We start from the raw sequence: 20,617 nt of genomic DNA on the forward strand, positions 1-20,617 counted from the left end.
ATATGGCAGACGTCCCCGCCCGCACCGAAATGCGCGTAACGACAGGGCCCATTCGCGGCTCGAAGAAGATTCACGTCGGCCCGCGCCGGGTCGCCATGCGCGAGATCCATCTGGAACCGGGCAGCGGCGAGCCGCCGGTCCGCGTCTATGATACCTCCGGCCCCTATACCGATCCGGACGCGCATATCGATATCATGGCCGGGCTCCAGCAACTGCGCCGTGACTGGATCCGCGAGCGCGGCGATGTCGAGGAATATGATGCGCGCGAGATCAAGCCGGAGGATAATGGCCTCAAAGGCCCCGATCGTTCGGGCGGCGTCCAGCCCTTCCCCAATGTCGTGAAGCGCCCGTTGCGCGCCAAGCTCGGCGCCAACGTCTCCCAGATGCACTATGCCCGCCGCGGCATCATCACCCCGGAAATGGAATATGTCGCGGAGCGCGAAAATCTGGGCCGTGCCCGCCTCGCCGAATATGTCCGCGACGGCGAAAGCTGGGGGGCGTCGATCCCCGACTATGTGACGCCGGAATTCGTGCGCGATGAAGTCGCCCGCGGCCGCGCGATCATCCCGTCGAACATCAACCACCCGGAATCCGAGCCGATGGCGATCGGCCGCAATTTCCTGGTGAAGATCAACGCCAATATCGGCAACTCGGCGGTCGCCTCCGACGTCGCGTCCGAAGTCGACAAGCTGGTCTGGTCGATCCGCTGGGGTGCCGACACGGTGATGGACCTCTCCACCGGCCGCAACATCCACGACACCCGCGAATGGATCATCCGCAACTCGCCCGTGCCGATCGGCACCGTCCCCATCTATCAGGCACTCGAGAAGGTCGGCGGCATCGCCGAAGACCTGACCTGGGATATCTTCCGCGATACCCTGATCGAACAGGCCGAACAGGGCGTCGACTATTTCACTATCCATGCCGGCGTCCGCCTCGCCTATATCCCGATGGCGGCCAAGCGCGTCACCGGCATCGTCTCGCGCGGCGGCTCGATCATGGCGAAATGGTGCCTGGCGCACCACAAGGAGAGCTTCCTCTACGATCATTTCGACGAGATCACGGAGATCATGAAGGCCTATGACATCGCCTATTCGCTCGGTGACGGCCTGCGCCCCGGCTCGATCGCCGACGCCAATGACGAAGCGCAATTCTCCGAACTCTATACGCTTGGCGAACTGACCCACCGCGCCTGGAAACAGGATGTGCAGGTGATGATCGAAGGGCCGGGCCATGTGCCCATGCACAAGATCAAGGAGAATATGGAAAAGCAGCTCCAGGTCTGCGGCGAAGCGCCCTTCTATACGCTCGGGCCGCTCACCACCGACATCGCGCCGGGCTATGATCATATCACCTCAGGCATCGGTGCGGCGCAGATCGGCTGGTATGGCACGGCGATGCTCTGCTACGTCACGCCCAAGGAGCATCTGGGCCTGCCCGACCGTGATGACGTGAAGGTCGGCGTCGTCACCTACAAGCTCGCCGCCCACGCCGCCGACCTTGCCAAGGGGCATCCGGCGGCCAAGGTCCGCGACGACGCGCTCAGCCGCGCCCGCTTCGAATTCCGCTGGCGCGACCAGTTCAACCTGTCCCTGGATCCCGACACGGCCGAACAATATCACGACCAGACGCTCCCGGCCGAAGGCGCCAAGTCGGCGCATTTCTGCTCCATGTGCGGCCCCAAATTCTGCTCGATGAAGATCACGCAGGAAGTGAGGGATTTCGCGGCAAAGAAGAACCAGCCCGCCGACGGCTTCCTGGCGGCTGGCCTGACCGGCGCGGAAGTGGCGCAGGCGAGTAAGGCTGCCGCCTTGAAAGGCATGGAAGAGATGAGCAAACTCTTCAAGGAAACCGGCAGCGAACTCTATATGGGCGCTGGCGGCAGGGAGCATGATTGAGGCTTTGGCACCCGGTAACTTTCTCGATTTTACCGGGTGATCCGCTCACCGCTTCATTATAGATGGTTCGGCATCCTATGGGGAACCGTGACCGATGCCGACCATCTTGCGCCTCGATGGCTATCGCTTCTATTTCTACAGCCACGAACCCAATGAACCGCCCCATGTCCATGTCGACAAGGGCGGTGCTTCGATCAAGGTCTGGCTAGACCCTATATCCCTCGCAAGGAACACCGGCTTTCGTCGCCAGGAGATAAATGGCATAATGACGATGGTGGAGGCCCATCGGGCGCGCCTGCTGGAGGCTTGGCATGAATATTTCGGCTAGGATCACCGACGAACGTGTTGCCGATGTTCGCTGCGATGCGGATAGCCTGATCGTCGACCTGATGGACGGTCGGACCATCTCTGTCCCCCTTGCCTGGTATCCACGCCTTGCCAGCGCGACACCCGATCAGCGTGCCGTTTGGGAAGTCGCCGGTGGTGGCTATGGCATTCATTGGCCGGATATTGACGAGGATCTCAGCACGGAAGGATTGCTCCGGGGAGCGCCTGCGCCGGTACACCATGCTCGGTAAGCCTTCAGACTATGCCGAGTTTGCGGCAGCAATGCTGCTGGCCGAGCGGATCATGTGTGAAGATCGCGTCATATTATGCGTGTTGGCGAACTAGCGCTTCGGTTCCGCCAATATCCCCTGTCCTACACGGCGATCCTCTGATCTACCCTGGGGAATGACACAGAACCTCCCCGCTCGCCCGCCCGCGCAGCCCGCGCCGGCCATCTTCACCCCCGCCCGCTGGACCCCGGCCCGGCAGCGGACCTTCCTGACCGCCCTCTACCAGAGCGGCAGCGTGGCCCAGGCCGCGCGCATGGTCGGCATGTCGCCCTCCAGCGCGCATCGCCTGCGCCGTCGCCTCGCCGGCACCGCCTTCGACCGGGACTGGAGCAACGCGCTGGCGCTGCATGCCCAGGCGATGGCCGACCCGATCGCCACCCAGCTTCGCCCGCAGGCCGCGACGCGGTGCTGAGGCATATCGGTGCAAAACAGGTGCAAAGCTGTCGCGTCACCGGGGCATCATGGGCGCAAAATGCGTCGCCCCGGTGGCGCGTTCTGATGCAGAACAGGCGCGTGGGTGACGCGCGGCCGGTGCAAAACGGGCGCAAATCGCCCGAAAAGGTCGATAACGCTGTGAACTTCGGGCGTGACCCAGCGCCCATCGCCAGTGTCGCCTTGCGGGATCGCGGAAAATATGAGAACAAATAACGAACATGATTCGTCCTCAGGGGAGGAAGTCCATGGTTCATCGTCTCGCTTCGTTATTGCCGCTTCTGCTCGCCGCGATCATCGTCGGTGCGCCCGATCCGGCAGCGGCCAAGCCCGATTTTTCTCATGTCACCTCGCGCGAACAGGCGGAGGCGCTGGTGGCGACTGGCACGCTGGTGCGCATCTATCTCTTCCCGCTCCGTCTGGGCGGGCCGAGGCGCAAGGCCAATATCAGCTATGTCCCGCCGGAGGCTGGCGCGGCGCTCGACCAGATTACCGGGACATTGCAGCGCTTCACCCGCGAAGGGCTAGTCGATCAGTTGAGGATCATACCCGAATATCGCGGCACCAGTTTCGTGCCGACGCGCATCAATATGCATGCCACCCATAGCGGGCAGGAGGGCGGCTTCCACCCGAGCATCGAGATATGGTGACGGTCGGCGCGCAGCAGGCGCCGCCAGTTCAGGCCTCCAGCATGCGCAGGGTGCGGCGCTTCTTCCAGTCGAGTACCACCTGGATGCGCATGCTCCAGCTGCCGTCCCAGTCGACCGCCAGGTCATGGGCGTCGAGCTGGGCGGCGATCCGCCGGCCGATGTCGAGCGCCGCCGCCTCGCCCGCTGCGCAGGCACCGTAATTGAGGTAGAGCGCCTCGCCCTCCACCGCCGCCTCGGTGTCCTGCATGTGGAAAAAGGCATAGCCCTCGGCCGGACGCCCTTCGCCGATCGCTTCCTCGATCTCGTCCCAGATCTCGATCGCGCCGCAACTGCCGCAGCAGGTGAAATTCTGCCGCGCGATCACGCCTTCGGCCTCCAGCGCGGCAAAGGCGGCGTCCAGCCGGTCGCAATCGGTCATGTCGGGCCAGGCCTTTTCGGCGGCATTATGCTCGGCCAGCGCCTGACGCAGCGCGGCCGATGCCTCGCGGCGCAGGGTCGGGCCGGGCAGTTCCTCGACGAACGTGTCGTGGGCGGCGGTCAGGATCGCGTCATCGTCATGAAATCCCCCGGCGACGTCGCGCCACACCTGGTCGCGCAGCGCCGCGAGCGGATCATAGGGGGGAAGGGCGGGTTCTTGCTCGGGGGCGTTGGTCTTGCCGAAGATTCGATTCCACAATGCGCCGAACATGCGTTTGTCTGCCTCCCGCGATGCACTTTACTCCGCCCCAACATGGCGTGGCTTCGGGCAAAGGAAAAGGGGGCATTTCACCCATGAATCGCGACAGCTTCACGGTCCGCCGCAGCGATGCCTCATCTGCATAAGGCGTGTCAGGGTTTTTGCAGAAAATCGAAACGGCCAGCCCGATCCTCCAGTCGACCGCCCAACGTCAGTATTCTATGGGTGGTCGGGTGGGGGTTCAAACGAGTCACGTGCCTCGTTTGAAGGCTGGTGCGGCACAGAAAATGCGTTCCCGCATTTTCTAAAATTAAGGCGCGGGTTCCAGCACCACGTCCCAATGATCTTCCGTCACCGCCATGCGCTTCGCCTCCTCGGCATCGAACGCCGCCTTGTCGGGGAACATCCGTGCCTTGGCCGCCGACATCGCTGCCTTGTACGCTTCACCCGCGCCCACGCCGTCGGCGCCATGCGTGTAGACGATGGTGGTGCGTACGTCCCACCGCGTGCTGCCGCCCATATGGGTGAAGGGCATCTCGACCGTGACTTCGCTGATATAGCCCTGCCGCATCATCTCGCGCAGCAACGCCTCATGCTGCTTGTGATAGGTGGTCAGGAACTGGCCCATCCCGCCCCATTTGACGCGGTAGTAATTTTCCACCTTCAACGGGCCGTCGGCGGGTGCCGCGGTCTGGGCGGTGGCGGGCGCGGTGGCCAGGCTGGCGAGCAGGATCAGGGCAGGGGGGAAACGCATCGGGCAAGGGGCCTTTCGCAATCGAAGATCATCTGCCCCTACAGACGGATCAGCCGCCAATTTCCGCGCCCGTGGCGCAATCGCGCTTGCTCGCTGCCGCGTCCCGCCCCACCATGGGGGCATTCTCCTCCCGCAAAGGACCGCCGATGACCCGCCACCGCCTCTGGACCGTCCTGACCCTGCCCATCCTCCTGTCTGCCGCGCTGGCCGCCTGCAGCGGCGAGAAGAACAGCCCGGCCGACAACGCCGCCGACAATGCGGTCAACGCGGTCGAAAATGCCATGGCGAACGCCGCCAGCGCGACCAATGCCGCCGCGCCCAGAGCCGACGCCTTCAGCCCCTATGTCGGCAAATATCCCTTCGACAAGGTCGGCGCCCATAGCTGGAACGATGATCCCGCCGTGGTCGCGGCGGTAAAGGCGGCGGTGGCGGACAAGGCGGTGCGCAAATGGGTGCTGGAGGATGGCGGCCCGTCCTCGCCGATCGCGACCGTCGACGGCAAGATCGCGGCCTGGTCGTGCGAAACCCATAATTGCGGTCCGCACCAATGGCTGACCCTGGTCGATCCGGCCAGCGGCACGGCCGAGGTCTGCTATTATGACGAGGCCGTCGATGCCCAGTCGACCCGCTGGTTCAAGGCCGGCAAGGAAGAAAAGCGTCCGGGCCAATGCCCTGACGTGTCGAGCTGACGGGACAGGGGCGCCGCATGATGCGGCGCCGCCTCTGCCGCTATTGGACGACGACCCGCACCCGACCCAGATTCTGGATGCGGGCATAGGGGGTGGCGGCGTCGCCCCTGCGTTCCGACGCGATGCGCAGCGCGGGGAAATAGGTGCCGGGCGCGGCGAAGCTGTGGCGTGTGGTCAGGGTCAGGCTATTTCCAGAGCCGCCAGGAAGCTTGGCCTTCTCCGCAAAGGCGCCGCTGCCGTCGAAATCCCATTCCGCCGACACGATCCGGCCGGCGCCCGGCGGCACGCTGATGGTCGCGCGGAAGGTCACGGGCGTGCCCGGCTTCACCACCGCCTTGGCCGCGCCATTGGCGGTGACGCTGGCGACCGGCTGGATGCCGCCGCGCGCCGCCGCATCGGCCGGCACGATCACCTGGCCATGATCGATGCGATAGGCAGTATTGGCGGGCGGGGCGACGCCCTTTTCCACCCAGGCGGACAGGTCGCGCAGCGCCTGTTCCAGCACGCCCAGATAGCTGACCGTGCGGGTCGGGTCTTCCTGATGGCTGCTGTCGCCATGCAGCGCATGGTCGGTGAACCAGATGCGGAAATTCTGGTCGGCGCCCGCGCCCTGCGCAGCGATCACCCGCTGGCGATACCAGTCGCCCTGCCAGGGCATGGCTTCGCGATCCCACAGATTTTCGACCAGGATCATCTTGCCCTGGAACTGCCCGGTCATCGGCGGCTGGCCCATCGGCTTGCCGGTGGTCGCGGCGGTGAAGAGCGGGCCGAGCAGGAAAGGACGCTGCGGATAAAGCGGCTTGCCATCGCCCCCGCGAAACTGGTCCCAGACCGGATAGCCGGCATTAGCCTGCGGCACCTGATGCCAGTGATAGGTTTCGGCGGCGAGGAAATTGCTATTGTCGACCCGCACCTGGTCGCCAGCCTTCAGCAGGTCGACCACGGCATCATCCACCACGCCCAGGATCACGACATCGCCAGCGATGCGGTTGATCGTCAGCCGCTTGCCCTGTGCCGCGCCCGACCCGACGATCAGGTCGCCGCCGACGAAATAGGTGGCGGGCGGCGGGCTCGACAGGCGGAAGGCGACGATACGCTGTGCCGCCCGGCCCTGCAGCGCGGCAAAGGCGTTGTCGACATTGGCCGCGCCATCGGTGATGCGGGTATCGAGCTTCAGTTCGGCTGCCTGCGCCGCGCTGATCGGTGCAGCGATGGTCGCGTCATGCTGCAACCGATAGCCGTCGAAACTCTTGGGGTCGTCATGGCCGAGATAGCCCGGCTTGGTCCAGAAATCGGTGAAATAGCCGGCATCGGCCATCACCATCCCACCATAAAGGGCGGCAAAGCCATGGATGCCCATCGTCTTCCAGCCGAACCAGCTGGGCGTCGGGAAGCCCATCGCCGTCGCCTCGCGCAGCACAGATGCCTGTTGCGGCGTCAGCCCGGCATAGGGATCACCCGAGCCGCCCGGTTCGACCGCGTCCAATATCTGCGGGAACTTGTCATTGAGAACCCGCATCGCGCGCATCCGCACGGAGAACATGTTGGGCGGCGCCATCGGCGATCCCAGCACATAGGGGACGACGCCGTCCCATACGCCGGTGGTATTCTCGATCGAGCCGACGGTGCGGAAGCCGCCGCCGCTGCCGCCAAAGGCATAGCCATAGGGGCGCTTGCCGCCGTACATCTGCTGCGCGACGACCCGCGAATAGCGCGCTGAAGCGGCATTGGCGCGATAGGCGGCGATGGTGAAATCGTTGGGCTTGCCCGGCATGCCCACCTGGTCACGGCCGCCGCCATTGGTCTCGACATAATAGCCGCCCGACGCGATCGAAAAGCCGATATAATTTTCCTCGCCGTCGGTCAGCTTCTGCGCCAGATTTTCGTCATCCGGGACCGGGGTGATGTGCTGGAAGAAGCGGCCCTGATAATGCGCCTTGTCGGGAAAATAGAAGGAGAAGCGGGTTTCCGTCCCCTTGAACCCGCCATGGACATAGCGGTGTCGCACCGGCGCATCGCGCCATTCGTCGATATCGATATAGGGCTGGGTGAAGAGCGGATCTTCGGCGGCGCTTGCAGGCCCGGCAGGTGCGCTGCCCTGCTGCGCCCCCGCCATGCCGGCCATGAGCACCGCTGACAGGGCTGTCACGCCCATTGCAATTGATCGACGCATCGCTTCCTCTCCCTTTTTGCCGGTTCAGGCTGCTGCCTCCAGCGCGGCCCTGCCGGTCCGTTCGTCCCAATGATCCGCATCGCCGCCGAGCGCGCCATTCAGCATCGCGCGCTTCAGGAACAGGTGACAGGGATGTTCCATGGTGAGGCCAATGCCGCCATGGAGCTGGATCGCCTCTTCCGCGACCAGCCGATAGACGGCGCAGGCCAGCGCCTTGAGCGCGCCCAGAGCGATGATATCGACGTCGGCCTGCTGCGCCCGGCTCCAGAACAGGGCGTCGGCGGCGGTCAGTTGCGTCCGCATGTCGGCGACGCGATGCTTGAGCGCCTGGAACAGCGCCAGCGGCCGGTCGAACTGTTGCCGCGTTTCGAGATAGGCGACGGTCATGGCCAGCGCCGCCTCCGCGCCGCCCAGGCTGTCGCCCGCCAGACAGAAGAGGCGCAGCGCCTCGATCCGATCGGCCAGCGCGCGGGCGGCATCGCCCTGCGCCAGCGTGAGGCCGGGGCCTTCAAGGACGACATCGAACAGGCGACGGCTCTTGTCCCAGCCTTCCCGATAGGTGACGGAAACCTGCTCGGCCGGCACCAGCGCCACTCGATCGGCCGTGACGTGCAAAACATGGCTGGCGGTATCGGCATCAGGCACGCAGGTCAGGCGCTCAGCGCCATCCAGCCCGCCCGCCAGCGATGCGGTCATCACCTCGCCCGCCATGGCGTCGGCGATCAGCGCGTCGCGCTCGGCCAGGCCATCGGCGGCCGTCAGCGCCTCGATCGTCAGCATCTGCGCCAGCACGGGGCCGGGCACCAGCGCCTTGCCCACGCCCTGATGGATGACGCCCGTCGCCTCGCGGCCGAGGCCCAGGCCGCTCAGTTCCTCCGGCACGCCCATCATCAGCCAACCCATTTCGGCGATCAGCGCCCAACTCTGCGCCGCATCCGGGGCCAGATCGCTCTGGCCGAAGGCCTTGTCGGCCGCATCCTGCACTTCCGCGCGGGTCATGGTCATGCCGCGCCCTCCTTCAAGGTCCAGCTTTTGGGTTCACGCGGCATGCCGACCAGTCGTTCCGCGATGATGTTGCGCTGCACCTCGTCGCTGCCGCCGGCGATGGTCCAGGCATAGCTGTTCATGAAATCGGCCATCCAGTTGCCGGTCTCCATGCCGCCGCCAAAGGTGATCGGGCTGTGATATTGCGCGTCGATGCCGCCCAGCCGAATCCCGAGCGATGTGAATTCCCGCAGCGTGCGGGAGTAGGACAGCTTGACGATCGACGCGTCGCCGACCCGCTCGATCCCGGCGATGCGGTTGGCGAGGAACTGGTCGGCGACGGCGCAGGTCGCATCCACCTTGGCGCTCAACCGGCCGAAGTCGCGGACTATGCCCTGATCGTCCTGCCGGCCCTGCGCGCGGATCAGGTCGCCGAGCCGCCACAAGGCGCCACGCAGCCGGGCGCTGAGTTCCAGCAGGGTCAGGCCGCGTTCGGACGAGAGGGTGGATTGCGCCACGGCCCAGCCCTGCCCCTCTTCGCCCAGCCGGTCGCTGACGGGAATCTCGACATTGTCGAGGAACAGCTCGGCAAATTCCTCGTCACCATGAATCTGGTGGATCGGCCGCGCGGTGACGCCCGGCGCCTTGAGGTCGAGCAGCAGATAGGTGAGGCCGGCCTGTTTCGGCCCGTCATTGCTGGTGCGCACCAGCAACAGGCATTTGTCGGCGAACTGGCCCATGGTCGACCAGAGCTTCTGGCCGTTCACCACATATGTGTCGCCAACCCGCTCGGCGCGGGTGCGGACATTGGCAAGGTCGGACCCGGCATTGGGCTCGGAAAAGCCCTGGCACCAGATTTCCCCGGCCAGGATGCGCGGGATCAGCAGCGCCTGCTGCGCCTCGCTCGCCCATTCGAACAGGGTGCAGGCGGCATGATAGGTCGACATGAAGGACAGCAGCAGCCGCGGCGTATCGGCTCGGGCCAGTTCCTCGTAGAGGATCTTCTGTTCGGCAAGCGAGCGACCGCCGCCCGGCCATTGGGCCGGCCAGTGCGGCACGGCATAGCCGCCCTCGACCAGCTTGGCGAACCAGTCGCGCTGGATTTGCAGGAACGCGGCCTCGCTGCTGCTGCGCTCGCGCCAGCCCTGCGGCGCATTGTCGGCCAGCCACTGGCGCACTTCCTGCCGCAGCCTGTCGAGCGCGTCGGTCAAAGCCTGCCCCTCCATCCCATTCCGGTTCCTCTCATCCCCGACGCTAGGCCCAATTGCGCCGCCCCCCGCAAGATAGCGGCCGGTGATATCCCCAAGGCGATGGGGCTAGATCGCCACCTCGATCATGTCGTCGACGATGCGGACGGGATAGGTGGCGATCGGTTCGCTCGCCGGGCCGGTCAGCGGTGCGCCGGTCTCCAGGTCGAAGCGGGCGCCATGGGCCGGGCAGGCGATCCAGCCGAGACGAATGCGGCCGCAGGCGAGCGGTTCGTCGGCATGGGAACAGAGCGCGGCGATGGCGTGGATCTGGCCGTCGCTGTTGCACAACAGGATGGTCTGGCCGTCGATGGTCACGCTTTTGGTCTTGCCCAGCGGCACCGCATCCAGGGAGGCTGCCATTTTGAAATCGCTCTCGCTCATGACCGAAAGCTGCCCAAGCGCGCTGGTCGCGGCAAGGGCCTGCCCAAGCCCATCACCGGGGCGTTCTCTTGCCCGCCGCCCTGTCGCGGCGCGCTGCTCTTAAGTATCGCATCCCTGTTCGGCAGGGGATGCGTGGACCGATGGATTTTGAATGGACGCAGGATGAAGAGGCTTTTCGCCAGCGGTTGCGCGACTTTCTCGCCGCGACGCTGCCGGAGGATTGGGAGCGTTTCTCGCAGCATGGCCCGGCCTCCCCGGCGCTGACCGACTATGCCCGCACCTTTTGCGGGCGGCTCGCCGACGAAGGACTGCTGACGCCGCATTGGGCGAAGGAGATTGGCGGCCAGGGGCTCGATCCCTGGCATCAGACCATATTGGCCGAGGAAATGTGGATCGCGGGCGAACCGCGCGGCGGCCAATATATGAACGTCAATTGGGTCGGGCCGACGCTGATCCGCTATGGGTCGGATGCGCAGAAGGCACGCTATCTGCCCGCCATCACCGAGGGCCGGGCGCTCTGGTGCCAGGGCTTTTCCGAACCCGGTTCCGGCTCCGACCTCGCCTCGCTGCGCACCCGCGCGACCCGTGACGGCGATGCCTATCGCGTGTCGGGGCAGAAGATCTGGACCAGCTATGCCGGGCTTGCCGACACCTGTTTCCTGGTCTGCCGCACCAGCGACGATCGCAAGAAGGGCATTTCCATCCTGCTGGTGCCGATGGACACGCCCGGCATCACCGTGCGGCAAATCCCGTCGCTGATCGGCGAAGGCGATATTCACGAAGTCTTCTTCGACGAAGTCGTCGTGCCGGTGGAGGCGCGGCTGGGCGAGGAAGGTCAGGCCTGGGAGATTATCGGCTATTCGCTCACCAATGAGCGGCTCGGCATTCCGCGCTATGCGCTCGCCCGCGCGGCGCTCGACCGGGCGGTGGCGTTGCTCCAGGCGCAGGGCGAATTTGCCGGCGAGGCGGTGCGGATCGAGGCCGCCCATGCCGCCGCCCTGTGCGAAGCCGCGCGGATGGCCAGCTATGCGCTCGTCGATCGCCGTTGCCGCGGCGAGGCGATCGGCGCTGAATCCAGTTCCGCCCGCTTCGCCACGGTGATGGCAGAACGGCGGGTATGCGAATTCATCGTCGAATATCTGCAGCAGGCTCTGGCCGACGCGCATCCCTATCTCAAGATGCATCATCAGCGCGGGATCGTCGCGGGCATCGCCGCCGGCGCGGCGGAGATTCAACTCAACATCATCGCGACCGATGTGCTCAAATTGCCGCGGGAGCCGCGCTGATGGACCTGTCCCTGACCGATGACCAGATCGCGATTCTCGACGCGATCGACACGCTGACCCGGCCCTATGCCGGCGCGACGCTGCATGAGGCGGGCTTTGCCCTGACCAGCGAGGCGCTCGACCGCGATCTCGCCGAAGGCGGCTTCCTCGACATCGGCTTCGATCCCGATCTGGGTGCTATCAGCGCGGCTCTGGTGGTCGAACGGCTGGCGCGTCTGCCCCAGACGGTGGAGGCGGCAGCCAGCGCCCTCATCCGCCCATTGCTGGGTGATGCGACGCCGCGTCCGCTCTGCCTGGTGGAGGAAGGGAAGGCGCACCGCCCAATCCGCTTCCTTGCCCCCGGCGCGACGGTGTTGCTGGTCGGGCCGGATCGGGTGCGCAGCTTCGTCGCAGCGCCGGAGCATGTCCGGGCCCAACCCGAGGCCCTTTATGCCTATCCGATGGCCAGCCTGATCGCCCAGCCGGACGACCTCATCGATCACGCCGTGTCGGCCGACGATGTCCGCACCCGCTGGCGCGTGGCGCTGGCAGCGGAGGCGGCGGGTCTGCTCGCCGCCGCGCTCGACAGCACGGCCACCTATGTCACCGATCGCCAGCAGTTCGGCCGCCCGCTCGCCACCTTCCAGGCGCTGCGCCATCGCCTGGCCGAGGCGCAGGTGCGCGCCAACGGCCTCTACTGGCTGGCGATGAAGGCGGCGGCCACGCTCGATGCCGGGGACGCAGCGCTGGCGGCGCTGCACGCGCAGGAATCGGCGCGCAGCTGCGTCTATGATTTCCACCAGTTTCTGGGCGCCATGGGCATGACGCTGGAGCATCCGCTGCACCTGTGGACCTATCGGCTCAAGGCGCTGATCGGCGACCTGGGCGGACGCGGCGGCCAAGCGCTGGCGGCGGCCGATGCGCTCTGGGGGTAAAATCCTTGAGAGAGCCTGATTCACGCCATCGGTGAAAGCGCGGCGCGCTTCCACCTCAGACGATCAGGCTCTAGGCCAGCTTGGGCTTGATCTCCTCGATCACCCAGCGGGCATAATCCTCATATTCGCTGATGCTGCGCACCGCCGGGATCGGCACCGAACTCATGGTGACGCCCAGCGTCCCGAACCAGCCCAGGCGGTCGATGATCTCCGGCGCGGTCATGCCCGGCCGGGCGCGCGGATCATCGACCACGGCATGCCCCTCACCCACCCGGCTGGTGGCAAAGCCGTACATCACGTCGAACGGACGGCCGTCATAGCCCGGCTGTGACTTGATGAAGTCGATCTTCGCCGGAATATCCTCAGGTCTGGTGAGATAGGGCCACCAGCCGCTGGCATGGCGCGCGGCGCGCTTCAGCACCGCGTCGGCCTCCCCGCCCATCCAGATCGGCAAATGTGGCTGCTGCACCGGGCGGGGCGCAAAGGCGACATCGCGGAAGGAGACGAACTCGCCCTCAAACTGCGGATCGTCGCTGGTCCACAGCTCGACGATCGCGGCGAGATATTCGTCGCACATTCGCCCGCGCTGGTGGAAGGGGACGCCGAGCAGGTCGAACTCCTGCTCCAGCCAGCCCGCGCCGAAGGTCACCATCGCCCGGCCGCCCGACAGCCAGTCGATCGTCGACAGCGCCTTGGCGGTGATCGCGGGATGCTGCAGCGGCAGGATCGAGATCGAGCTGTTGATGCGGATGCGGCTGGTCGCGCCAGCATAATAGCCCATCGCCGCATAGGCATGGAAATGATGCGGCCCCGACAGGTCGACATGGGCGCGCGGGATCAGGAAATGTTCCGGCACGCTGATCATGTCGTAACCCAGATCATCGGCCAGCTTGGCCAGCCGCGTCTGGTCCGCGCCCGTGACCGACAATTCCCAGGGCTGCATCGTCGCCTTCAGCTCGATCAGCCGCGGCATGCCGAAGGCGAATTTCATGACCCCGCCTCCCGTCGGCTCAGAAGCCCAGGTCGAGCACCGGCCCGTCGAAATTGCCGGCCAGCTTCTGCGTCGCCGCGCTCAGCTTGTCCATGGGTTCATGCCGGATATAGCCGTCGATGATCCGCTGATAATTGCTGATCAGCCCTTCGATCACCTTGGACAGGCGCATGAAGTCGAAGCCCTCGGCATGCAGCCCCTTCTGCTGCAGCGGGATGTTGGAATAATCCTGGCGCGGGATCATCGGGAACTGATCGCTGTCATAGGGCAGCATCACCGGTTCCATCACCACCGGCGGCTCCTGTCCTTCGGGGAAATGGGTCAGCGACCAGAGTTCGAACATGCAGCTTTCCGGGCCGAGCGGGCGGATGCGATAGGCCGCCATGCTGGAAAGGAAGGGCAGCAGGAAATAGTTGGGGAAGATGAATTCCACCGACTTGACCGGGGTTTCCACCGCCAGTCTGTTGAGATCGGGCGTGGGTTCGCCGCGCGCCTGCCCGGCCTGGGTCACGCAATGATTGACCATGCCGAACCAGTGCATGATCGCCTGTTGCGGGTCTTCGGGCAGTTCGACGTCGATCAGCGTGCGGGCGACGGCGACATCCTTGGCATGGCACATGCCGGCCATGCCCTCGCTCAGCAGCTGCATATGGTCGACTTGGTCGACGATATTTTCCTTCATCGACCGGTTGGGATTGATCGGCACGCCGATCCCGCCCGTGTCCATGCCGTACATCATGTTGTAGAGGATCGGCACCTTCTGCTGCAGCTGCGGATGGGTGCGCATGACATGATAGCCTTCCATGAAGGCTTCCATCGCGACCTTCCAATTGGCCGGCAGCACCGTGCCGAAACACCATTCGGCGCGCATCTTGTCGGCATTATAGGCGTCGAGCCCCACCGCGAGCGGGCCGAGCTGTTCGCGCAGCGAGGGCGCGTCATCGTCGAAATTGATGAAGACGCAGCCCATCTCGATCTCGGTGCGGCACGGGCGCAGGGCCAGATCCTGCTCGTCCAGCTGATGCTCGGAGAACATGTGCCGGCCATAGACGAAGGTATTCTTGCCCTCGATATTCCAGCGCCAGCCATGGAAAGGACAGATGAAGCCCTTGCCCTTGCAATTGCCATGGCTGCCCTCGGTCAGCGGCACGCCGCGATGGCGGCAGGCATTATGATAGGCGCTGATCCCGTCCTTGGTCCGCACGATGATGACGGACTTGCCCAGATTGCTATATTCGATCCAGTCGCCGACCTCGGGCACCTGCTCCACGCGGCAGGCCATCTGCCAGACATGGGGCCACAGCTCCTCGCATTCGCGGCGATAGAAATCCGCGTCATAATAGCGTGCCGTGGGAATGCGCTCGGGATCGCTGATTTCCAGCGGGAAGCCCGCGCGCGTCATTTCAGCAGCCTCAACCATGCCATGCCTCACCCAGATTTCTTGCTTGGATGAAGTGGTAAAGGCTGGGTCGGGGAGCGCCAAGGCAGCGCCCCAACCCATCGCCCTACCGATGGACGGCCGCGCCCAGTTCGTCCAGCACCTCCCGGCTATGCGCGCCCAGTTCCGGCGCGCCGCCCGCGACCCGGCCCGGCGTCTGCGAGAACCAGGTCGGCACGCCGGGGAAGCGCACCGGCCCCTGCGGCGTCTCGACCGTCTCGAAAAAGCCGATGGCGTTGAGATGCGCATTGTCGAACAGTTCATCCGTGGTGCGCAGCGGCGCGGCCGGGATATGCAGTTCCTCCAGCAGCTCCAGCCATTCCTGCGTCGTCCGCTCGACAAAGGTTTCGCCCAGCAGGCCATAGACCCGGTCGATCTGCTTCGCGCGCTTGGCCAGCGTGTCGAACTCGTCGGTCGCCCAGGGCGGGTTCACCGCCGCGACGAAGGCGTTCCAATGCTTGTCATTATAGACCAGCGCGGCGACATGGCCGTCCTTGGTCGCATAGGGCTTGCGATTGCGGGCGACGACGCGGTGATAATGGGCCGGCCCCAGCGGCGGCTCGAACAGCATGCCGCTCGCATGTTCGGTCAGCATGAAGGACGCCATGGTCTCGAACATGGAGACTTCCACCTCCTGCCCCTCGCCGGTGCGCTCGCGGTGGAACAGCGCCATCATCGTCGCATAAAGGCCAGTGAGGCCCGCCACCTTGTCGGCGATGATCGTTGCCATGAAATCGGGCTTGCCGGTCATCAGCTGCTGCAAATGCGGGATGCCGCATTCCGCCTGGATCGTGTCGTCATAGGCAGGCTTGTCACCGTCCGGCCCGCGCCGGCTATAGCCATAGCAATTGGTGTAGACGATGTCGGGCCTGATCGCCTTCACCGCCTGATAGTCGAAGCCCAGCTTGGCGATCGCCTTGCCGCGCATCGAATGGATGAAGACGTCGGCGGTGGCGATCAGCGCGCGGAGCGTCGCCTTGTCGCCCTCCTGCCGCAGGTCCAGCACCAGGCTGCGCTTGCCGCGATTGACGTTGGTGAAGACGCCACCCAGCTCGGGCGTCGGCCCGGCATTGATATAGCGCGTCGCATCGCCCGCCGGCGGCTCGATCTTGATCACATCGGCGCCCATGTCGGCCATGATCTGGGTCGCATAGGGGCCGAATACCATCGCCGTCAGGTCCACCACGCGGATCCCGGCCAGCGGCCCTTTCGGCATGTGCGTCGCGTCCATCATCCTCTCCCCTTCACTGCCTTGGGGCTAGGCCAAGGGCGCGGCGAAATCCACGCGCAACCCCTTCGCCCCACCGATATGTGGGGCCGCCCGATTGTGCGCGCGGGAGGCCGGATGATACCCGCAGGCGATCATCCAGACGCCAGCAGAAGGCCCCCAGAGACGTGGATTTTGCCCTGACCGAAGACCAGAGGAACATCCGCGACGCGGTGTTCCAGCTCTGTGCCCAGTTCCCCGACGATTATTGGCTGGAACGGGACAAGGATGCCGTCTTCCCGTTCGATTTCCACCGGGCGATGGCCGACGCCGGCTGGCTGGGCATCGCCATGCCCGAAGCCACCGGCGGCGCGGGTCTGGGCATTACCGAAGCGGCGATCATGGTGCAGGCGGTGGCGGAGGCCGGCGGCGGCATGACCGCCGCATCCGGCATCCACGGCCCGGTCTTCAGCCTGGAGCCGATCGCCCTGTTCGGCACGGACGAACAGCAACAGCGCATGATCCCGCCGATCATCTCCGGCGCGGAGAAGATGTGCTTTGCCGTGACCGAACCCAATACAGGGCTCGACACGACCAAACTCAAGACCCGCGCCGAGCGGGTCGAGGGCGGCTACCGCGTCAATGGCGAGAAGATCTGGATCACCAACGCCCATGTCGCCGACCGGATGATGTTGCTTGCTCGCACCACGCCGCTCGATGAAGTGAAGAACAAGACGCAGGGCCTGTCGCTCTTCTTCACCAAACTGGATCGCAGCAAGATCGAGCATCAGTTGATCCCCAAGATGGGCCGCCACGCGGTCGGCTCCAACATGCTGTTCATCAACGACCTCTTCATCCCCGAAGAGGATCGGATCGGCGAGGAGGGACAGGGCTTCAGGATCATCCTCAAGGGGCTGAACCCGGAGCGCATATTGCTCGGCGCCGAAGCGATCGGCATCGGCCGCAACGCGATCCAGCGCGCCGCCCGCTATGCCCGCGAACGCATCGTCTTCGACCGGCCGATCGGCATGAATCAGGGCATCCAGCATCCGCTCGCCAAATGCTGGATGCAGCTGGAGGCGGCCAACCTGATGGTGATGAAGGCCGCTACCCTGTTCGACAAGGGCGAGGATTGCGGCGTGGAGGCGAACAGCGGCAAATATCTCGCCGCCGAATCCGCGTTCGAGGCCTGCCATACGGCGATGCTGACCCTGGGCGGCATGGGCTATGCCCAGGAATATCATGTCGAACGGCTGCTGCGCGAAGTGCTGATCCCGCGCACCGCCCCGGTCAGCCCCCACATGATCCTCAATTTCATCGCCGAAAAGGTGCTGGAATTGCCCAAATCCTATTGAGGCGAAAACGATGACGCTGCCGATCAAGATGCGGTCCTGGCTGTTCGCGCCGGGCGACAGCGAGAAGAAGATGGCCAAGGCGGCGGACAGCGCCGCCGACATCGCGCTGTTCGACCTGGAGGATGCGGTCGTCACCGAGAACAAGCCGCTCGCCCGCCAGATGGTGCATGATTTCCTCGCCGCCAGGCCGGAAGGGCGCGAGCGGCTCTGGGTCCGGGTCAATCCGCTCGATGGCCCCTATACGCTCGATGATCTCGCCGCAATCATGCCGGCGCGGCCGGGCGGCATCATGCTGCCCAAAGTCTATGGCCGGCAGGATGTCGAATTGCTCGACCATTATCTGACCGCGTTCGAGGCGGCGCATGGCATCGAACGGGGATCGACCCCGCTGATCGTGCTGGTCACCGAAACGGCAGAAGCCATGTTCCATACCGGCGATTACAAGGGCGCGCCGCGCGTGGTGGCGCTGACCTGGGGCGCGGAGGATCTGGCCGACTCGATCGGCGCCAGTTCCAACCGCAATGCCGATGGCAGCTATGGCTTCACCTATGAACTGGCGCGCTCCATGTGCCTGCTGGGCGCGGCCACCGCCGGCGTCACCGCGATCGAGACGATCCAGGGCGACTTCCGCGATCTCGACGGGCTGAAGGCGCGGGCCGAGAAGGTGCGGCGCGACGGCTATCGCGGCATGCTGGCGATCCACCCGGCGCAGGTCGATGTCATCAACGCCGCCTTCACCCCGACCGAAGAGGAAATCGCCGAAGCGCAGGCGATCGTCGACATCTTCGCCGCCAATCCCGGCGTCGGCGCGATCGGCTACAAGGGCGGGATGCTCGACCGGCCCTATCTCAGCCGCGCCGAGCAGTTGCTGCGCCAGGCCGGGGCGTCGTGATCGACCTCACCCCCTATCTGCGGCGCGGCGACCGCATCGTCTTTGGCCAGGCCTGCGGCGAGCCGGTCAGCCTGGTCAGCGCGCTGATCGAACAGGGGGCGCGGATCGGCGACCTGTCCGCCTTCATCGCCACCAGCTTTTCAGGCCTGTTCACGCCGGAGAGCGCCGACAGTTTCCGCCTTTCCTCCATGGGCGCGATCGGCGCGCTGCGATCGATGACGAAAGCCGGCAAGCTGCAGGTCATCCCCATCCATGTCAGCCAGGTCGCGCCGATGATCACGGCCGGCATCATCGGCTGCGACGTGGCGATGATCCAGCTCAGCCCGGCCGACGCCGATGGCAATCATAGCTGCGGCCTGATCGGCGACTATGTCCGCGCCGCCGTGGACAAGGCGCGGGTGGTGATCGCGGAGATCAACGAAGCGGTGCCCTATGTGCCGGGCGAACTGATCCCGGCCTCGGCGATCGACGTCGCCATCCCCGTGTCGCGCCCGCCGGTCGAGGTGGCGCCCGCGACAATCAGCGAGACCGACGAGGCGATCGCCCGCCATTGCGCCGCCTATATTGGCGACGGATCGGTGATCCAGACCGGGGTCGGCGCGGTGCCCGACGCGATATTGCGACTGCTGGGCGACCGGCGCGACCTGGGCGTGCATTCGGGCATGCTGGGCGACGGGCTGGTCGAACTGGCGGAGGCCGGCGTGCTGACCAACGCCCGCAAGGAAATCGACACCGGCGTCTCGATCAACGGCGCGCTGATCGGCACCCGCCGCCTCTATGACTGGGCGCACAACAACCCGGCGATCCGCATGTGCGCGACCAGCTACACCCATGATGCCGCCGTGCTGGGGCGCTTATCCCGCCTCGTCACCATCAACAGCGCGCTGGAGGTGGACCTGACCGGCCAGGTCAATGCCGAACAGTCTGGCGCGGCCTATCTGGGCGGCACCGGTGGCCAGGTCGATTTCGTCCGCGCCGGCGCCCGCTCGCCCGGCGGCTGCTCGATCATCGCGCTCTCCGCCTCGGCCAAGGGCGGCAGCCTCAGCAAGATCGTGCCAGCCTTGTCCGGCCCGGTCACCACCGCACGCAGCGATGTCGACATCATCGTCACCGAATATGGCGCGGCGGAACTGAAAGGGCAGACACTCGCCGAACGCACCCGCCGCCTGATCGCCATCGCCGACCCGGCCTTCCGCGAGGAACTGGAGCGGTCGGCCCATATCATCCAGCAGAGGGGGTATTGATGCCCGACGCTTCAACCGACGCAGTCCTGTTCGAGGCGCGGCCCGACGGCATCGCTATCCTCACCATCAACCGCCCCGACCAGCGCAATGCCCTGGGCCGCGACGTGCGCGAGGGGCTGCGCGCCGCCTGGGACCGGTTCGAGCATGATCCCGCGCTGCGCGTCGCCATCCTGACCGGCGCGGGGGACAAGGCCTTCTGCGCGGGCGGCGACCTCAAGGAAATGGTCGACACCGGCATGGCCGTGCCGCCGCGCGCCATGTTCCCGCTGCCCTATGACAGTATCGAACTCAGCAAGCCGACGATCGCGGCGGTGAACGGCGTCGCCTTTGCCGGCGGCTGGATGATCGCCCAGGCCTGCGACCTGTGCGTTGCCAGCACGGCCGCGCGCTTCGCCATTACCGAGGTGAAGGTCGGGCGCAGTTCGCCCTGGGCCGCGCCGCTCATTCACATGATCCCGCAGCGGATCATGATGGAGATCATCCTGACCGGAAAGCCGATCACCGCCCAGCGCGCTTACGAGATCGGCCTGGTCAATCGCCTGGCCGAGCCGGAAGCGCTGATGCAGGCGGCGCTCGATCTGGCGGCGGAGATTTTGGAGGGTGCGCCCTTGTCGGTGAAGGCCGGGCGCGACACGGTGATGCTGGCGACCGAGATGGGCCGCGCCGCCGCGCTGCAGGCCGCCCGCGCCGCCTCCGAACATACCTATAACAGCCAGGACGCGCAGGAAGGACCGCGCGCCTTTGCCGAAAAACGCACGCCGCAATGGACCGGGCGCTGAGCCCGAC

The 20,617-nt window shown here is 65.6% G+C and carries 21 protein-coding genes; 12 read left to right on the forward strand and 9 right to left on the reverse strand.

Going from position 1 to position 20,617, the window contains the following annotated elements; translation table 11 throughout:
* Positions 1-2: 2 nt before the first annotated feature.
* From thiC to U0025_RS20685, 5 genes are all read left to right on the forward strand, one after another.
* On the forward strand, positions 3-1,898 hold the full coding sequence (gene thiC, locus U0025_RS20665) for a phosphomethylpyrimidine synthase ThiC (RefSeq protein ID WP_004209432.1): 1,896 nt from the start codon (positions 3-5) through the stop codon (positions 1,896-1,898).
* A 94-nt stretch (positions 1,899-1,992) separates the two neighbouring features.
* The gene (locus U0025_RS20670) at positions 1,993-2,226 is read left to right on the forward strand and encodes a DUF4160 domain-containing protein (RefSeq protein WP_004209433.1); all 234 of its coding nucleotides are present in this window, start codon (positions 1,993-1,995) and stop codon (positions 2,224-2,226) included.
* Positions 2,210-2,476, forward strand: coding sequence for a DUF2442 domain-containing protein (locus U0025_RS20675; protein WP_004209434.1), 267 nt, complete (start codon positions 2,210-2,212; stop codon positions 2,474-2,476). Before U0025_RS20670 ends, U0025_RS20675 begins: the two co-directional genes overlap by 17 nt.
* Positions 2,477-2,630: 154 nt before the next feature.
* The gene (locus tag U0025_RS20680) at positions 2,631-2,927 is read left to right on the forward strand and encodes a hypothetical protein (protein WP_004209435.1); all 297 of its coding nucleotides are present in this window, start codon (positions 2,631-2,633) and stop codon (positions 2,925-2,927) included.
* Positions 2,928-3,195: 268 nt separating this feature from the next.
* Complete coding sequence (locus U0025_RS20685; protein WP_004209436.1) at positions 3,196-3,597, forward strand: hypothetical protein; 402 nt, start codon at positions 3,196-3,198, stop codon at positions 3,595-3,597.
* Between the two features lie 28 nt (positions 3,598-3,625).
* Here U0025_RS20685 and U0025_RS20690 read toward each other — a convergent pair whose 3' ends face one another.
* The gene (locus tag U0025_RS20690) at positions 3,626-4,285 is read right to left on the reverse strand and encodes a DUF6891 domain-containing protein (RefSeq protein WP_004209437.1); all 660 of its coding nucleotides are present in this window, start codon (positions 4,283-4,285) and stop codon (positions 3,626-3,628) included.
* A 298-nt stretch (positions 4,286-4,583) separates the two neighbouring features.
* Positions 4,584-5,027, reverse strand: coding sequence for a hypothetical protein (locus U0025_RS20695; protein ID WP_004209438.1), 444 nt, complete (start codon positions 5,025-5,027; stop codon positions 4,584-4,586).
* Between the two features lie 146 nt (positions 5,028-5,173).
* On the opposite strand from U0025_RS20695, the gene U0025_RS20700 reads away from it, so the two are divergent.
* Positions 5,174-5,716, forward strand: a complete 543-nt coding sequence (locus tag U0025_RS20700) for an Ivy family c-type lysozyme inhibitor (RefSeq protein ID WP_004209439.1) — start codon at positions 5,174-5,176, stop codon at positions 5,714-5,716.
* A gap of 40 nt (positions 5,717-5,756) precedes the next feature.
* Here U0025_RS20700 and U0025_RS20705 read toward each other — a convergent pair whose 3' ends face one another.
* The 4 genes from U0025_RS20705 to U0025_RS20720 form a co-directional block, all read right to left on the reverse strand.
* On the reverse strand, positions 5,757-7,889 hold the full coding sequence (locus tag U0025_RS20705) for a PKD domain-containing protein (RefSeq protein ID WP_004209440.1): 2,133 nt from the start codon (positions 7,887-7,889) through the stop codon (positions 5,757-5,759).
* A 24-nt stretch (positions 7,890-7,913) separates the two neighbouring features.
* Positions 7,914-8,894 carry an acyl-CoA dehydrogenase family protein gene (locus U0025_RS20710; protein WP_004209441.1) on the reverse strand — a complete coding sequence of 327 codons (981 nt, stop codon included), beginning with the start codon at positions 8,892-8,894 and terminating at the stop codon, positions 7,914-7,916.
* Positions 8,891-10,099, reverse strand: a complete 1,209-nt coding sequence (locus tag U0025_RS20715; RefSeq protein ID WP_004209443.1) for an acyl-CoA dehydrogenase family protein — start codon at positions 10,097-10,099, stop codon at positions 8,891-8,893. The genes U0025_RS20710 and U0025_RS20715 overlap by 4 nt, the downstream gene beginning before the upstream one ends.
* Before the next feature lie 90 nt (positions 10,100-10,189).
* A complete protein-coding gene (locus tag U0025_RS20720) occupies positions 10,190-10,504 on the reverse strand; it encodes a Rieske (2Fe-2S) protein (RefSeq protein ID WP_004209444.1) in 315 nt (104 codons plus the stop codon).
* Positions 10,505-10,644: 140 nt separating this feature from the next.
* Between U0025_RS20720 and U0025_RS20725 the strand changes: the two genes are divergently transcribed.
* Positions 10,645-11,790, forward strand: a complete 1,146-nt coding sequence (locus tag U0025_RS20725; RefSeq protein ID WP_004209445.1) for an acyl-CoA dehydrogenase family protein — start codon at positions 10,645-10,647, stop codon at positions 11,788-11,790.
* A complete protein-coding gene (locus U0025_RS20730) occupies positions 11,790-12,704 on the forward strand; it encodes an acyl-CoA dehydrogenase family protein (protein ID WP_004209447.1) in 915 nt (304 codons plus the stop codon). The genes U0025_RS20725 and U0025_RS20730 overlap by 1 nt, the downstream gene beginning before the upstream one ends.
* Positions 12,705-12,774: 70 nt before the next feature.
* Here U0025_RS20730 and U0025_RS20735 read toward each other — a convergent pair whose 3' ends face one another.
* From U0025_RS20735 to U0025_RS20745, 3 genes are all read right to left on the reverse strand, one after another.
* A complete protein-coding gene (locus U0025_RS20735) occupies positions 12,775-13,695 on the reverse strand; it encodes a TIGR03619 family F420-dependent LLM class oxidoreductase (RefSeq protein ID WP_004209448.1) in 921 nt (306 codons plus the stop codon).
* A gap of 19 nt (positions 13,696-13,714) precedes the next feature.
* A complete protein-coding gene (locus U0025_RS20740) occupies positions 13,715-15,097 on the reverse strand; it encodes an aromatic ring-hydroxylating oxygenase subunit alpha (protein ID WP_037490733.1) in 1,383 nt (460 codons plus the stop codon).
* A gap of 103 nt (positions 15,098-15,200) precedes the next feature.
* Positions 15,201-16,364 carry a CaiB/BaiF CoA transferase family protein gene (locus U0025_RS20745; RefSeq protein ID WP_004209450.1) on the reverse strand — a complete coding sequence of 388 codons (1,164 nt, stop codon included), beginning with the start codon at positions 16,362-16,364 and terminating at the stop codon, positions 15,201-15,203.
* Positions 16,365-16,528: 164 nt separating this feature from the next.
* Here U0025_RS20745 and U0025_RS20750 point away from each other — a divergent pair, with 164 nt between their 5' ends.
* The 4 genes from U0025_RS20750 to U0025_RS20765 are packed head-to-tail and all read left to right on the forward strand — an operon-like array spanning position 16,529 to position 20,610.
* Positions 16,529-17,695 (forward strand): acyl-CoA dehydrogenase family protein, encoded by a 1,167-nt coding sequence (locus tag U0025_RS20750; RefSeq protein WP_004209451.1) that lies wholly within the window; start codon positions 16,529-16,531, stop codon positions 17,693-17,695.
* A 10-nt stretch (positions 17,696-17,705) separates the two neighbouring features.
* The gene (locus tag U0025_RS20755) at positions 17,706-18,587 is read left to right on the forward strand and encodes an HpcH/HpaI aldolase/citrate lyase family protein (RefSeq protein WP_004209452.1); all 882 of its coding nucleotides are present in this window, start codon (positions 17,706-17,708) and stop codon (positions 18,585-18,587) included.
* Positions 18,584-19,831: an acetyl-CoA hydrolase/transferase family protein gene (locus U0025_RS20760; protein WP_004209453.1), complete on the forward strand. Its 1,248-nt coding sequence runs from the start codon at positions 18,584-18,586 to the stop codon at positions 19,829-19,831. The genes U0025_RS20755 and U0025_RS20760 overlap by 4 nt, the downstream gene beginning before the upstream one ends.
* A complete protein-coding gene (locus tag U0025_RS20765) occupies positions 19,831-20,610 on the forward strand; it encodes an enoyl-CoA hydratase/isomerase family protein (RefSeq protein ID WP_004209454.1) in 780 nt (259 codons plus the stop codon). Before U0025_RS20760 ends, U0025_RS20765 begins: the two co-directional genes overlap by 1 nt.
* Positions 20,611-20,617 lie beyond the last annotated feature (7 nt).

Source organism: Sphingobium yanoikuyae (assembly GCF_034424525.1).
GTDB lineage: Bacteria > Pseudomonadota > Alphaproteobacteria > Sphingomonadales > Sphingomonadaceae > Sphingobium > Sphingobium yanoikuyae.

What these genes read in the sequence shown, in the direction of transcription:
- U0025_RS20740 (WP_037490733.1), bottom strand. Translation starts at nt 15,097, where the DNA reads ATGACGCGCGCGGGCTTCCCGCTGGAAATCAGCGATCCCGAGCGCATT.
- U0025_RS20675 (WP_004209434.1), top strand. Translation starts at nt 2,210, where the DNA reads ATGAATATTTCGGCTAGGATCACCGACGAACGTGTTGCCGATGTTCGC.
- U0025_RS20730 (WP_004209447.1), top strand. Translation starts at nt 11,790, where the DNA reads ATGGACCTGTCCCTGACCGATGACCAGATCGCGATTCTCGACGCGATC.
- U0025_RS20670 (WP_004209433.1), top strand. Translation starts at nt 1,993, where the DNA reads ATGCCGACCATCTTGCGCCTCGATGGCTATCGCTTCTATTTCTACAGC.
- U0025_RS20725 (WP_004209445.1), top strand. Translation starts at nt 10,645, where the DNA reads ATGGATTTTGAATGGACGCAGGATGAAGAGGCTTTTCGCCAGCGGTTG.
- U0025_RS20710 (WP_004209441.1), bottom strand. Translation starts at nt 8,894, where the DNA reads ATGACCATGACCCGCGCGGAAGTGCAGGATGCGGCCGACAAGGCCTTC.
- U0025_RS20680 (WP_004209435.1), top strand. Translation starts at nt 2,631, where the DNA reads ATGACACAGAACCTCCCCGCTCGCCCGCCCGCGCAGCCCGCGCCGGCC.
- U0025_RS20755 (WP_004209452.1), top strand. Translation starts at nt 17,706, where the DNA reads ATGACGCTGCCGATCAAGATGCGGTCCTGGCTGTTCGCGCCGGGCGAC.
- thiC (WP_004209432.1), top strand. Translation starts at nt 3, where the DNA reads ATGGCAGACGTCCCCGCCCGCACCGAAATGCGCGTAACGACAGGGCCC.
- U0025_RS20715 (WP_004209443.1), bottom strand. Translation starts at nt 10,099, where the DNA reads ATGGAGGGGCAGGCTTTGACCGACGCGCTCGACAGGCTGCGGCAGGAA.
- U0025_RS20765 (WP_004209454.1), top strand. Translation starts at nt 19,831, where the DNA reads ATGCCCGACGCTTCAACCGACGCAGTCCTGTTCGAGGCGCGGCCCGAC.
- U0025_RS20735 (WP_004209448.1), bottom strand. Translation starts at nt 13,695, where the DNA reads ATGAAATTCGCCTTCGGCATGCCGCGGCTGATCGAGCTGAAGGCGACG.
- U0025_RS20695 (WP_004209438.1), bottom strand. Translation starts at nt 5,027, where the DNA reads ATGCGTTTCCCCCCTGCCCTGATCCTGCTCGCCAGCCTGGCCACCGCG.
- U0025_RS20720 (WP_004209444.1), bottom strand. Translation starts at nt 10,504, where the DNA reads ATGAGCGAGAGCGATTTCAAAATGGCAGCCTCCCTGGATGCGGTGCCG.
- U0025_RS20685 (WP_004209436.1), top strand. Translation starts at nt 3,196, where the DNA reads ATGGTTCATCGTCTCGCTTCGTTATTGCCGCTTCTGCTCGCCGCGATC.
- U0025_RS20700 (WP_004209439.1), top strand. Translation starts at nt 5,174, where the DNA reads ATGACCCGCCACCGCCTCTGGACCGTCCTGACCCTGCCCATCCTCCTG.
- U0025_RS20690 (WP_004209437.1), bottom strand. Translation starts at nt 4,285, where the DNA reads ATGTTCGGCGCATTGTGGAATCGAATCTTCGGCAAGACCAACGCCCCC.
- U0025_RS20745 (WP_004209450.1), bottom strand. Translation starts at nt 16,364, where the DNA reads ATGGACGCGACGCACATGCCGAAAGGGCCGCTGGCCGGGATCCGCGTG.
- U0025_RS20705 (WP_004209440.1), bottom strand. Translation starts at nt 7,889, where the DNA reads ATGCGTCGATCAATTGCAATGGGCGTGACAGCCCTGTCAGCGGTGCTC.